At 58.5% G+C, this 11,488-nt stretch carries 14 protein-coding genes; 5 read left to right on the forward strand and 9 right to left on the reverse strand.

Annotated features, from left to right (window positions below; genetic code table 11):
• Window positions 1-121: 121 nt before the first annotated feature.
• Window positions 122-616 (reverse strand): hypothetical protein, encoded by a 495-nt coding sequence (locus MT962_RS20035; protein WP_048887593.1) that lies wholly within the window; start codon window positions 614-616, stop codon window positions 122-124.
• A gap of 1,013 nt (window positions 617-1,629) precedes the next feature.
• On the opposite strand from MT962_RS20035, the gene tisB reads away from it, so the two are divergent.
• The 4 genes from tisB (at window position 1,630) to emrD (ending at window position 4,289) form a co-directional block, all read left to right on the forward strand.
• A complete protein-coding gene (gene tisB / locus MT962_RS20040; protein ID WP_034881899.1) occupies window positions 1,630-1,719 on the forward strand; it encodes a type I toxin-antitoxin system toxin TisB in 90 nt (29 codons plus the stop codon).
• 102 nt (window positions 1,720-1,821) lie between these two features.
• The gene (locus MT962_RS20045) at window positions 1,822-2,283 is read left to right on the forward strand and encodes a GNAT family N-acetyltransferase (RefSeq protein WP_247366301.1); all 462 of its coding nucleotides are present in this window, start codon (window positions 1,822-1,824) and stop codon (window positions 2,281-2,283) included.
• Between the two features lie 31 nt (window positions 2,284-2,314).
• Window positions 2,315-2,935 carry a histidine phosphatase family protein gene (locus MT962_RS20050; protein WP_024556803.1) on the forward strand — a complete coding sequence of 207 codons (621 nt, stop codon included), beginning with the start codon at window positions 2,315-2,317 and terminating at the stop codon, window positions 2,933-2,935.
• A gap of 169 nt (window positions 2,936-3,104) precedes the next feature.
• Entirely contained in the window at window positions 3,105-4,289 is a 1,185-nt protein-coding gene (gene emrD, locus MT962_RS20055) for a multidrug efflux MFS transporter EmrD (RefSeq protein ID WP_247366302.1), read from the forward strand.
• On the opposite strand, the gene MT962_RS20060 is transcribed toward emrD, so the two are convergent.
• From MT962_RS20060 to ibpA, 5 genes are all read right to left on the reverse strand, one after another.
• Entirely contained in the window at window positions 4,228-5,235 is a 1,008-nt protein-coding gene (locus tag MT962_RS20060; RefSeq protein WP_247366323.1) for a cellulase family glycosylhydrolase, read from the reverse strand. The genes emrD and MT962_RS20060 overlap by 62 nt on opposite strands.
• A 120-nt stretch (window positions 5,236-5,355) precedes the next feature.
• Window positions 5,356-5,715, reverse strand: a complete 360-nt coding sequence (locus MT962_RS20065; RefSeq protein WP_024556806.1) for a DUF202 domain-containing protein — start codon at window positions 5,713-5,715, stop codon at window positions 5,356-5,358.
• A complete protein-coding gene (locus MT962_RS20070; RefSeq protein ID WP_024556807.1) occupies window positions 5,705-6,052 on the reverse strand; it encodes a DUF202 domain-containing protein in 348 nt (115 codons plus the stop codon). The genes MT962_RS20065 and MT962_RS20070 overlap by 11 nt, the downstream gene beginning before the upstream one ends.
• Window positions 6,053-6,206: 154 nt before the next feature.
• Window positions 6,207-6,692 (reverse strand): small heat shock chaperone IbpB, encoded by a 486-nt coding sequence (gene ibpB / locus MT962_RS20075; RefSeq protein WP_024556808.1) that lies wholly within the window; start codon window positions 6,690-6,692, stop codon window positions 6,207-6,209.
• Between the two features lie 116 nt (window positions 6,693-6,808).
• On the reverse strand, window positions 6,809-7,225 hold the full coding sequence (gene ibpA, locus MT962_RS20080; protein ID WP_024556809.1) for a small heat shock chaperone IbpA: 417 nt from the start codon (window positions 7,223-7,225) through the stop codon (window positions 6,809-6,811).
• A 308-nt stretch (window positions 7,226-7,533) separates the two neighbouring features.
• Here ibpA and MT962_RS20085 point away from each other — a divergent pair, with 308 nt between their 5' ends.
• Window positions 7,534-7,860, forward strand: a complete 327-nt coding sequence (locus MT962_RS20085) for a YceK/YidQ family lipoprotein (RefSeq protein WP_024556810.1) — start codon at window positions 7,534-7,536, stop codon at window positions 7,858-7,860.
• Window position 7,861: 1 nt separating this feature from the next.
• Here the strand turns inward: MT962_RS20085 and MT962_RS20090 are convergent, their stop codons facing one another.
• From MT962_RS20090 to MT962_RS20100, 3 genes are read right to left on the reverse strand one after another with little or no spacing between them, the layout of a single operon-like run.
• Entirely contained in the window at window positions 7,862-9,112 is a 1,251-nt protein-coding gene (locus MT962_RS20090; RefSeq protein WP_247366303.1) for a DUF3748 domain-containing protein, read from the reverse strand.
• 60 nt (window positions 9,113-9,172) lie between these two features.
• Complete coding sequence (locus MT962_RS20095) at window positions 9,173-10,105, reverse strand: 2-hydroxyacid dehydrogenase (protein ID WP_247366304.1); 933 nt, start codon at window positions 10,103-10,105, stop codon at window positions 9,173-9,175.
• A 9-nt stretch (window positions 10,106-10,114) separates the two neighbouring features.
• Window positions 10,115-11,425 carry an MFS transporter gene (locus tag MT962_RS20100; RefSeq protein ID WP_024556813.1) on the reverse strand — a complete coding sequence of 437 codons (1,311 nt, stop codon included), beginning with the start codon at window positions 11,423-11,425 and terminating at the stop codon, window positions 10,115-10,117.
• Window positions 11,426-11,488 lie beyond the last annotated feature (63 nt).

Here is an 11,488-nt window from a genome sequence, read left to right on the forward strand (position 1 = left end):
AATCCTGCAAAAAGGTCCAATTGCGGCAGACGTCAGGCGCCTGCCTTCAGAATGGCAACGAAAAACGCCAGCATAGCCTGGCGTTGCGTTGTCTTATTGTTCTTCCCCTGCGACGGCGGAATTAGTCAATAATCCAGGTGCCGCTCGCGGCGTTCTTACAGGCTTTGCTGGCGCCATCCACCGCGACACAGGTTTTGCTGCTGGCGCGACGCGGACGCGGTCTGTCGCGGCGAACCGTCGCGTCATACTGCTCGCTTTTTACCACCGCGCGCGCAGGCACATAGCCAATCAGCTCTTCTTTGCCTTCATCGGCCAGCGCCATCCAGGCATGCTCCACCTGGCCCAGCACCTTATAGGTTTTGCCGTTATCCAGCTGGCGGATGACGTTGCCGCCGAAATCGGGTCGGCTCATTAACGAGGCCGGGTAAAGCGCCCGGTAATCCTGATTAACGGGTGTAAATTCCTGAGGCGGGGTTACCGCATACCGGTGAGTCAGGGTAACGCCATTCACCTGGCTGGTCACAATCGTGTCATCCGTCATGGGAGGACGCGCAGGCGCCATACAGCCGGAGAGGCCCAACGCAATGACCAGGACTACTACGCTTCGCATCATCATCAGCTTCTTCCATTGCAAACAGAATATCGTGCACAAGTAATATGCGCGGCAGGGCTTCGTTTTTTGTTAATTAACGCGCCCTGATAAAAACGGCTTAACGCGCCGCTGCGGGGTGCCGCGCACGCAATCGTTAACTCCCGCCCAGACTTTATCAAATAAGCCGCACAAGAGGCTGCTATTTTTAAGTGAGCGCTTAAGGAATTCAATACTCCCGGGCTCTCATTGTTGCATTCAGCCTGTACCGCTTCGCTTATCTAAAAAATGACATAAGCCATTCATTAAAAAGCACTAATTACTTTAAAACAGTAATTCGCCGCCGCGTATTGAACGGCTATGTGCCGATTAAGGCGAATCTAATCTCTTTTTTTGGAACATAAAACCAAATAAAGAAAACGAGATTAAGTAAAAACGCAAAGCTTTAAAGCCCCGGTATTTCCCTCTGTAGAGAAAGCGTTTGCGCCTGACGCCCACACAATATGTAGCCCAGGTAAAACAAAGCGTAAAGCGGGCTACATTAAGTGGTTGCATTAATTTTTTCGAATGAAAGAAAAAACCCGAAAAGGCAGAAAAAAAGTCTCTTTTCGCTAAGCTCAAAGAAGAGGCGAGCAGAAACAAAAAACCCCGCCGCTGGGGCAGGGTTTTTTCAGCTGTTTACGGGTGGTAGCCGTAAAGCACACTGTGTTACGTCAACTTTTTAACTATACGACGAATTGACCGCTATCGCAATTCTGCGCGCGGCGTGACAGTGGCTTTTCAACAGTATGATCCAGGTTTCTTTTTCTTGTCCAGAAAATACTGTTAATTTATACAGTGCTTATCTATACTGATTTTGCTGTCACAGCGTGCGAGACGGGGCCGCAACTTACGGGCGCGAAACAAGTCCTGGCTGAAACGGGTGGTGCCGTCAGTGCCTTAACCCCGTGAGAGCACACTGTGTTACGCCAACAAAGCAACTGGCAACAGGCAGCGGAGAGGTACGTCAGTTGCGTGCTCCTTGACCAGAGGAGACGCGTATGAGCGCTGTGGATTGGGTTATCCTCATCCTCAAACTCATGGTTGCGCTGCTGCAACTGCTTGATGCTGTCCTGAAGTACCTTCGGTAAACACCTTCGGTAACTCAGGTTCAAGCCGCACCTAAGGGGGGCGGGCAACCGCCCCCCTTTAACACGGCTTCGCTACTCACAAAGCGGAAACAGGAGGGAAGGATGTCATCCATTATCGCCATCAGGCCAGTCACCCCTTACAGCGCTGATTTCGAGCGCCTGCGCGAGGAGAGCCAGGCGCTGGGTTTCAATATGCTTAATCGTCTTTCCACCCACTGGCAGGACGGCAGCAATCTCTTTTCCGCGCCGGGCGAAACGCTGCTCGGTGCTTTCCTCGGCGACGCGCTGGTCGGCGTCTGTGGGCTAAACCGCGACCCTTACGATGAAACGCCTCGCGCCGGACGCGTGCGCCATCTTTATGTCAGCCATCCGGTGCGCGGCGTGGGCGTCGGTCATGTGCTGCTCTCGTCGGTAACGCAACATGCGCGCGAGTTTTTTGACTACCTCAACATTCGCGCGCCGCAAACGGCATTCCGGTTTTACCAGCGCGCCGGTTTTACGCCGGTTGAAGCGCACCCGCAAATCACGCACCGCCTGGTGTTCTCCACGCTGTCCGCCGCATGATAAGGTAGCCTTTTTTCATAAGGAGCTGCCGGTGCGTTTTATTGTGGTGCGTCATGCGCAGTCGGAGTGGAACGAGCGCGGCCTCCTGCAGGGCCAGCGGGAGAGCGGCGTCAGCGCCCGCGGCCTGGCGCAGAATGAAGCCCTCCTCGACGCGCTCGAGGGTTACCGTATAGACGCGGTGCTGTCCTCGCCCGCCACGCGCGCCCTTTCTACCGCGCACGCCGTTGCCCAGCATCACGCGGCGCCGTTGCGTATTGACTCCCGTCTGCATGAACAACATCTTGGCGAGTTTCAGGGCATGATGATTCAGGATGTCCTGCGGCTGCATCCGCAAAGCGGCGGCGCGCTGCTGGCAGGTGATATCGACGCCGTTCCGGCGCACGGTGAGAGCGCCCGCCAGGCGGGCGAGCGGCTTTATCACGCCCTGCTGGACTACGCGCAGGCGCTGCCTGGCGAAACCGCCTGCGCCGTTACCCATGGCAATACCCTTGCCGCGCTGCTCTGGCGGCTGCATGGCGCAAAACTTGCCGACCCCTTTTCCCGTTACAGCCCGGCGAACGGCAGCTTTTCGCTGATCGAGGTTCACAATGGCGAGCTGAGCGTCTTAAGCTGGGGCCACGCCACACATCTGCTGGCGGCCGGTTGTCTGTAAGACTGGCAATAAATCTTTCCAAAAGCCGTTTATAAAAGCTGCCTGCGCCCGGGCAGCATGACCGCCTTACTGACTGGCTAATCGCCTTTTTTACGGTATATTCCTCTCGCATTTTATTATTAACCAGACGCATCCTCTAAAAAAACCCAATGCGATTTGAATAATAACCATGAGAAAAATAGCCAATAGTCACCTGCTTCTAATGCTGATCCTGCTGACGGCCGTCGGTCAGATGGCGCAAACCATTTATATTCCCGCTATTGCGGATATCGCTCGCGATATGCACGTACGCGAAGGCGCGGTACAAAGCGTGATGGCGGCTTATCTGCTGACCTATGGCGCTTCGCAACTGGTTTATGGGCCGATTTCGGACCGCATCGGCCGCCGTCCGGTTATCTTCGCCGGTATGCTGATTTTTATGCTGGCGACGGTTATCGCCCTGCTGAGCCGCAACCTGACGGTATTGATTATCGCCGGCAGCTTGCAGGGCATGGGGACGGGGGTGGCGGGCGTCATGGCCCGCACGCTGCCGCGCGATCTTTACGCCGGGCCAGCGCTGCGCCACGCCAATAGCCTGTTAAATATGGGTATTCTGGTTAGCCCGCTGCTGGCGCCGCTGCTCGGCGGCGTGCTGGATACCCTCTGGGGCTGGCGCGCCTGCTTCGCTTTTCTGCTCGCGCTGTGTGTTGTCGTCTCCTTCAGCATGTTCCGCTGGCTACCGGAAACGCGCCCGGCGCAGGCGCCGCGTGCCCGGCTGCTCGCCAGCTATAAAACGCTGTTCGGCAGCGGCGCGTTTAACTGCTATCTGCTGATGTTGATTGGCGGACTGGCGGGCGTGGCGGTGTTTGAAGCCTGCGCGGGCGTGTTAATGGGCGCAGGGCTTGGATTTAACAGCCTGACGGTAAGCGTGCTGTTTATTCTGCCGATCCCGGCGGCTTTTTTCGGCGCCTGGTTTGCCGGTCGGCAGCACAAACGTTTTTCCACGTTGATGTGGCAGGCGGTCACAAGCTGCCTGCTGGCGGGCATAGCCATGTGGCTGCCGGGCTGGTTCGGCGTGATGACGGTCTGGACGCTGCTTATCCCCGCCGCGCTTTTCTTTTTCGGCGCGGGCATGCTTTTCCCGCTCGCCACCAGCGGCGCGATGGAGCCGTTTCCGTTTCTTGCAGGCACCGCTGGGGCGCTGGTGGGCGGCCTGCAAAACTGCGGCTCCGGGCTACTCGCCTGGTCATCCGCGCTGTTGCCGCAGGGCGGCCAGTCGAGCCTCGGCATGCTGATGACGGCGATGGGCTTGCTTATCCTGCTGTGCTGGCTGCCGCTGGCGCACCGCGAACGGCTGCATGGCCAGCCGGTTTAACGACGCTTTTCCCCGCCGCGCATTCCGGCGTTAACATCACCTGCAACAGCGGCTCCATGGCGGGCCGCCATGCACCCTCTTCCCCATCGTAAAAAAGGTTATCGGCGTTAAGGGCGTACGGAATTTTCGCCTTTTGCAGCTCGCAGGCCATGAAGTTCGCGAACGCCAGCGTGGAAGCGGACGGCGCGGCTTTTGTCGACTGTCCGGCGGACCAGCCGCCGACCCAACTGGCGCGCCCCGTTTTTTGCTGCCAGCGCAGCGCGGCATTGATGCGCTCGCGAATCGCCGCTTTTTCCGCCGCGGTGCCGGAGGTCCAGGGATATTTGCCGTTCACCTTCTGCGGCCCCCAGGCAAAGATATGCCATTCCCCCAGCACGTAGCCGCGGCTCTCGACAGGCAGCTTCAGGTTCGCCAGATCTTCCGGCGCGGCGTGCAGCCGCGGGGCGACAAAGACCATACGCTGCGGATCAACCGCGTGGATAGCCTTAATGGTTTTATCGTAAAGCCGGTTCAGCGCCTGCGGGTTATGGTTCAACCGCTCTGCCGGTTCGTAGATGAGATCAAACCCCAGCAGCGGATGCTCGCGGCCAAAATAGCGCGCCGTTTCGCTCCACCAGGCGACCACTTTCGCCTCGTTTTCACGATCCGGGTCGGACTTGAACGTCTCCGCCTGATAAGCGATAACCGGTACCACGCCATACTGCTCGCAGGCTTCGACAATTTTGCGCAGATGAATGAGCTTTTGCTCGTTGATCTCCCCTGCCACGCGAATGCGTATATGGCCAAGCCCTTTATCATGAAAATCGCGCACCGCCAGCGGGTCAAACTCGCGGATGCCGCGTTCGGTGCGCGCCCAGTCGACATCCATGCCGACGCCAAGCTGGGCGGCATAGCGCTGCGCCGTAAGCGGCGTGGCGGCGGGCGCATCGCTCGCCCAGACCGGCAGACAAAAGCAGAAGGCGGCAAGAGTAAGGAGCGGCTTCAACGTATCTTCCTTGCGAACAGGCGGAAAAAGCATTTTTAACATGATTTCTGTACGGCGGCTTAGCGCGATTGCAACAAAAGTTCACGCCCCGCTTATCAGCATAACAAGCTGGCCGAGATGTACCACCGCGAAGAGCAGGGCCAGCATACACACCGCCAGCGCTATCAACAGCTTAGCGTGCGCGGCGGCGGGGGTTAAAAAATCGCTGCGGGCGGTATCCATCACGTTGCGCTGACGGGCGTAACCGTAAAGCACGCCTGCCACAATGAAACCCGCGGCGATAGCCGCCCAGAACAGCATGCCCGCCTGCTGCCAGCTGTGGCGCAGCGCCAGCATCAGCAGCGCGCCGTAGCCAAGAAAGGTGCGAAACCAGGCAAGCGACGTGCGTTCCGGCTGCAGGCCCGGGTCGGCGATACGCCGCGCGCGGCGGCTATCGGCCATATATCACCATGACTATTACCGCGAGGGCGACCAGCAGCATCAGCAGGCTTATCCCCGCAAGTGCGCGGGTGTAGGGCAGATCGGCTTTCAGGCGCATCGCTTTTTCAACGTTCAGCCAGCGCAGATAGCCATAAAGGGCAAGCCCGCCCGCAAACAGACAGAGCAGCAAGGCGACGCCCTCGCGCACCAGCGGCGAAGCGAGATCCGGCGCGAACTGATCAAGCCCCACGCCTGCGGCGAGAAACCCCAGCGCGGTGCGAATCCATGCAAGAAAAGTGCGTTCATTGGCCAGCGAAAAGCGGTAGTCCGGCGCTTCGCCGGTGCGGGAAAGTTTCATTGCGTCTCCTGTGCCGGGCTTTATCCCAAAAGTAAGCTATTTAAGCATAAGCGGGGAAAAGCTGCTCGCGCAGGACGCGCCGTGAGGAAAGGGGGAAAAGCGTATAAAAAAGGCCCCGCAGCGGGGCCTTTTGATGATGCCATTACGGCAGTGATTAGCTGTTCTGGCTTTCGCTGTGGCTCAGCGCCGGGCGCTCGCCTTCGATGACGCGGTCGTCACTCAGCGCGCGCGGCTGGCCGATGGCGATGCGCTGCGGCGCCAGGGCTTCTGGCAGGTTACGCACCAGATCGATGTGCAACAGGCCGTTGACGAAGCTTGCACCGGACACTTCCATATGTTCAGCCAGGGTAAAACTCAGGCTGAAGGGTTGCAGCACCAGACCCTGATGCAGCCATTTCGGCTCGGTTTCCGGCTTCACCGGGTTGCCTTTGACGCTCAGGCGAGTGCCTTCCAGTTCCACGTCCAGATCTTCCTGACGGAAACCTGCTAACGCAAGGGTAATGCGGTAGTGGTTGTCGTCGCTTTTTTCGATGTTATAGGGCGGGAAGGTCTGGCTTTCACCGGCGTTCAGCATCGCGTTGGCCAGCTTGTCAAAGCCAATCCACTGACGGAAAAAGGGGGATAAATCATAGTTACGCATAACGTTTCTCCTTCTTTGAAGCGAGTTTTTACGGCCAGCGTATGCGGGCTGGCTGTGCTCCCGTTCGGCGAGCACGACTACAGTTAACGTGGGCCGCGAAAGCGTGCCCAGGGAAATTAGTTACCGATTTCGATACGGCGCGGTTTTTTCGCTTCCGGAATAACGCGCTCAAGGTCGATATAGAGCAGACCGTTCACCAGGTTCGCGCCACGTACGAAGATGTTTTCGGCGAGCTGGAATTTACGCTCGAAGTTGCGCTCGGCGATACCCTGATACAGGTAGGTCCGTTCTTTCTGCTCCGGCGCATGGGAGCCTTTCACTACCAACAGGTTATCCTGCGCGGTGATCTCCAGTTCGCTCTCGGCGAAACCGGCCACAGCGATGGCGATACGGTAGTGGTTTTCATCCACCAGCTCCACGTTGTACGGAGGGTAGCCGCCGTTGCTCTGGCTCTGGTTGTTCTCAAGCAGGTTGAACAGACGGTCAAAACCGATGGCGGAACGATAAAGCGGGGATAAGTCAAAATTACGCATAACAACGAGCTCCTGAAATCAGCGAGATAAAAAGTAACGTCTTCCCGAAGGACAGACTGGCGTGACGCCAACACCCATGCGGCATGTTGCTCTTCGGTCACACCTGTAAAATGGGTTCGCCCATCCACTTTTCAAGAGGAATCGAGCCGGTTTTTTTGCGGTTTACATTTCTTTGCTTAGACTGGGTAGAGGAACTTTTTATCAAACTGCGACAGCCTCCACACAGCAGAGAAAGAGCGCTATTCATTCTGAACCGGGGACGTTATACCTCGGAGCCATACGGCAGAGCTGTCTATTCACCAATAAGAATGAACATGAAAAAGAGACTCAGGGTAGGGCTGTTCACCGTCGGAGCGATAGCGCTCAGCGGCTGTTCAAGCATGATGTCACATACTGGCGGCGGCGAGCAGGGCTATTACCCCGGTACTCGCAACAGCTACAAAATGCTGGTGGACGGCAACACCAGTTGGGGACTAAAACCGCTGGTGGCGCTTGATATGCCCTTTACGGTGGTGGCGGATACGCTGCTGGTGCCGTGGGACGCCTTTCGCACTGACAAATCGGTCAAAGCGCGGGTGGAAGAGAGCGAGAAAAAAAACTACGCCATCAACGCCGCCATTCCGCCCGCTATCTGAGTTAACGCCCGGTTGCGGTCATCCAGAGCTGGCGGAAACCTGCCGTCTCCTGCATCCAGGCAATCTTTTCGCCATCCGGCGAGAACACCACCGCGTCGGCGGAAATTTCGCTCTCCTGAACAGGCGTTAACGGGGTGATGTTCCCTGTCTGCGCGTCGCACAATACGATGCGGTTCTGCTGCACAAAACCCAGTGCCTCGCCGGAAGGATGCCAGTTAAAAGCCGACTGCACGCCCTGTTCGCCATGGGTAAGCTGTCGCGGCTCGCCGCCGTTGGGCGAGAGAAGCCACAGCTGCACCACGCCATTATCATCTTTCATTAAAAAAGCGAGCTCGCTGCCCTGCGGATTGCTGCGCACCCAGTGGCGCGGCGTGGTGGCAAGCCCCGGGTGGCGGCGCGCATGGGTAAACGACAGGCGGCGCTGCATGACGCCCGCAGGCGGGGCGGGCATGGCGCTGTCGTCGCCCGGGAATGCCTGCTTCCACACCGCCTCGTCTTCAGGGAGATCAACGATAAACAGCTCCGGCACTTTTTCGCCGCTTGCCGAGAGCGTGTCGCCAATAAACGCCAGCGCCCGGCGCTGCAGGCTGCCATCCGCTTTCAGATAGCCGTGATGTCCCACCCAGCCCTCTTCATAGGCGCGGTTAATCTCGTCGCTGTCGGGGCGAGGCGCGGGCGTGGTGCGGCTTACCAGCGCGCACCAGCGGCTGCCGGCGTACTCGCGCGGATGCTGGAAACCCGGCGTGACAGGCCCAAACGGCAGCGCCACGCCGACGTTGCGTAAATCAAGCTTCGGGTCGCGTTCATGCAGCACGTGATCGTTATAGGTAAAGCTCAGCCACGCGCCGTCCGGGCTAAACACATGCACATGGCTGCCGCCGCGCAGCGCGCCCGGCGTAAAAGGCGGCGTGATGTCCATGGCGTCCAGGTTCGTCGCCTGGCCGTTTTCCACCACCACGCCGCGGCGATGATGGAAATCGTAGCGCCAGGCATCGTCAGGGTTTTCCGGGCCGTGAATAAAAACATACTGCGCTTTTTGTGGGTTAACCGTCACCACGCCCACATGCGCGCCCTGCGTAGCGCGGTAAATGACCGCGACCTCACCTGTTTCCACATTCACCTGTTCAATGGTTTCACCGGTAAACGAGGCGCCGGAAGGGCGCACATCAAAGGCGAGCCAGCGGCTGTCCGGCGTCCAGGTATTGATATTGGTAAGCTGATGATGACGCGAGGCGAAAGTAAGCTGTTTCATAGATAAAAAACCCTGAAGCGAGAATCGCCTCAGGGTAAAAGATTTACGCAGAAAAACCTATCAGGGAACGGGCGTCACCAGCGGCGCGCCCGCAAACCAGGCGTGCACGTTCTCCAGCACCAGCCGGGACATCTCGCGACGCGTTTCCCAGGTGGCGCTCGCCATGTGCGGGGTAATCACCACGTTGTCGCGCTGTTGCAGCGCGGCGGGAACGTTGGGCTCGTTCGCGAAAACATCCAGCCCCGCGCCGGCGATAAGGTTGTTTTCCAGCGCGTGGACCAGCGCCGCCTCATCCACCACGCTACCGCGAGAGATGTTAACCAGCATGCCCTGCGGCCCCAGCGCCGCCAGCACGGACTGGTTGATAAGCCCACGCGTTTGCGCGCCGCCCGGGGCGCACACCATCAGAAAATCACTCTGCGTCGCCAGCTCATGCAGGTCGGCGACATAACGGTACGGCAGTGAGCGGTGATGATTGCGGTCGGTATAGCTGATTTCCATATCAAACGCCTGGGCGCGGCGCGCGATGGCCTGGCCGATGCGGCCCATGCCGAAAATACCCAGCCGCGCACCGGAGACTTTGCGCGTCCATTGAAAACCGCCCTGCCGCCAGCCACCCTGCTCGATGAACTTTTGCGCCGCGACGATTTTGCGCGACGTCGCCAGCATCAGCCCCATCGCCAGGTCCGCCACATCGTCAGTCAGCACGCCCGGCGTGTGGGTGACCTGCACGCCATGATCCCGCGCCGCCGCCACGTCCACGCCATCGTAGCCGACGCCAAACACCGCGATAAGCTTCAGCGCGGGCAGCGAGGCGATGAATTCACGCGTCACCACCGCTTCGCCATTGGTGATAACCACCGTGATTTCATCCGCAATGGCGGCGAGATCGGCGGCGGTCATCTGCGCCAGTTCGCGCAGATCGTAGTGCTCGCTCAGCTCCGCGGTCAGCGCATCGGGCAGGTAAGCTTGCTTAAGTACTTTCTGTTTCATGTTCCTTCCTTAAGAGAGACGGGAGGCGGGCTGCTCCGCAGCGCGAGAACGCGTCGGGCGCGACACCAGAATGCCGATAACGCCGCCGATAATGAGCGCCACCGCCACAATCAGCAGCCCGTAGTGGTAGCTGTTGGTCATGTCTTTGATTTTGCCAAGCAGGGGCGGCAGCCCCAGGCCGACAAAGTTCGCCACAGTATTGATAAAAGCGATGGACGCCGCCGCCGCCACGCCCGCCAGCTTCTCGGTGGTGACCGCCCAGAAAATAGGCGTAAGCGCGAAGTTGAAGCCCACCGTCAGCACCAGCAGCCCATACGCCACCAGCAGGTTGCTGGAGTAAATGGCAATGGCGAGCGAAAGGCCGGAGATAATCAACGGCAAACCAAGGTGCCAGGAGCGTTCGTTGGTGGTGTCCGAATGGCGGCCGTTGAGATACATAAACAGGCAGGCGGCGATAAACGGCACCGCAGAGAGCAGGCTTATTACGATGTTGCTCTGCTCGCTTGCCATGCTCTTGATGATTAGCGGCAGGAAAAGCGTAATGCCGATGGAGCCGAACGCCTGCAGGAACCAGACCAGGCTCAACAGCAGCACGGTTTTGTTTTTTAGCGCGCTAAGCCAGCTATGGTTACTGCCAACCTCCACACTCGCGTTATCCCGCGCGAGCTGCGCCTTCAGCCAGCCTTTCTGCTCAGTAGAGAGCCATGGCGCATGGTCCGGCGTTTGCGGCAGGCGCCACAGCACCAGAACGCCGAGCACGATGGCCGGCACGCCCTCAATAGCGAACAGCCAGCGCCAGCCGGCGATATCGGCGATGCCGTGCATGTTCAGAATGGTGCCGGAAATCGGCAGGCCGATAATCGACGCCATCACCGAGCCCATATAGAAGAAGGACATGGCCCGCGCGCGGTTGCTTTTCGGAAACCAGCAGGAGATGTAATAGATGATGCCCGGCGTAAAGCCCGCTTCCGCCATGCCGAGCAAAAAGCGCATCACGTAAAGCTGGGTCGGGGTTTGCACCAGCGACATCCCGGCGCTGACGATGCCCCAGGTTATCATGATGCGCGCAATCCAGACCCGCGCGCCGACTTTGGTCATGATGACGTTGCTGGGAATTTCGAAAATAATGTAGGAGATATAGAACATTCCCACGCCGAGGCCATACATGCTGGCGCTCAGCCCGAGGTCGGCGTTCATTTGCAGCGCCGCGATGGAGATATTGGTTTTATCAAGGTTGGCAACGAAGTAGCAGATGATAATGAAAGGAATTATCTTCGCGTTAAGCTGCCGTAAGGTCGTAGTGTACAGATCGGTATTCATAGCAGAACCCTCTCAGTTGGCCGCTCGTGGCGGCCGGTTAGTTATAATGTTGAACGGTTACCG

Source organism: Franconibacter sp. IITDAS19 (assembly GCF_023079515.1).
Taxonomy (GTDB): domain Bacteria; phylum Pseudomonadota; class Gammaproteobacteria; order Enterobacterales; family Enterobacteriaceae; genus Franconibacter; species Franconibacter pulveris.

Coding starts and splice junctions, on each gene's coding strand:
- MT962_RS20035 (WP_048887593.1), bottom strand. CDS start 616: ATGATGATGCGAAGCGTAGTAGTCCTGGTCATTGCGTTGGGCCTCTCC.
- tisB (WP_034881899.1), top strand. CDS start 1,630: ATGAGCGCTGTGGATTGGGTTATCCTCATCCTCAAACTCATGGTTGCG.
- MT962_RS20045 (WP_247366301.1), top strand. CDS start 1,822: ATGTCATCCATTATCGCCATCAGGCCAGTCACCCCTTACAGCGCTGAT.
- emrD (WP_247366302.1), top strand. CDS start 3,105: ATGAGAAAAATAGCCAATAGTCACCTGCTTCTAATGCTGATCCTGCTG.
- MT962_RS20065 (WP_024556806.1), bottom strand. CDS start 5,715: ATGGCCGATAGCCGCCGCGCGCGGCGTATCGCCGACCCGGGCCTGCAG.
- MT962_RS20070 (WP_024556807.1), bottom strand. CDS start 6,052: ATGAAACTTTCCCGCACCGGCGAAGCGCCGGACTACCGCTTTTCGCTG.
- ibpB (WP_024556808.1), bottom strand. CDS start 6,692: ATGCGTAACTATGATTTATCCCCCTTTTTCCGTCAGTGGATTGGCTTT.
- ibpA (WP_024556809.1), bottom strand. CDS start 7,225: ATGCGTAATTTTGACTTATCCCCGCTTTATCGTTCCGCCATCGGTTTT.
- MT962_RS20085 (WP_024556810.1), top strand. CDS start 7,534: ATGAACATGAAAAAGAGACTCAGGGTAGGGCTGTTCACCGTCGGAGCG.
- MT962_RS20090 (WP_247366303.1), bottom strand. CDS start 9,112: ATGAAACAGCTTACTTTCGCCTCGCGTCATCATCAGCTTACCAATATC.
- MT962_RS20095 (WP_247366304.1), bottom strand. CDS start 10,105: ATGAAACAGAAAGTACTTAAGCAAGCTTACCTGCCCGATGCGCTGACC.
- MT962_RS20100 (WP_024556813.1), bottom strand. CDS start 11,425: ATGAATACCGATCTGTACACTACGACCTTACGGCAGCTTAACGCGAAG.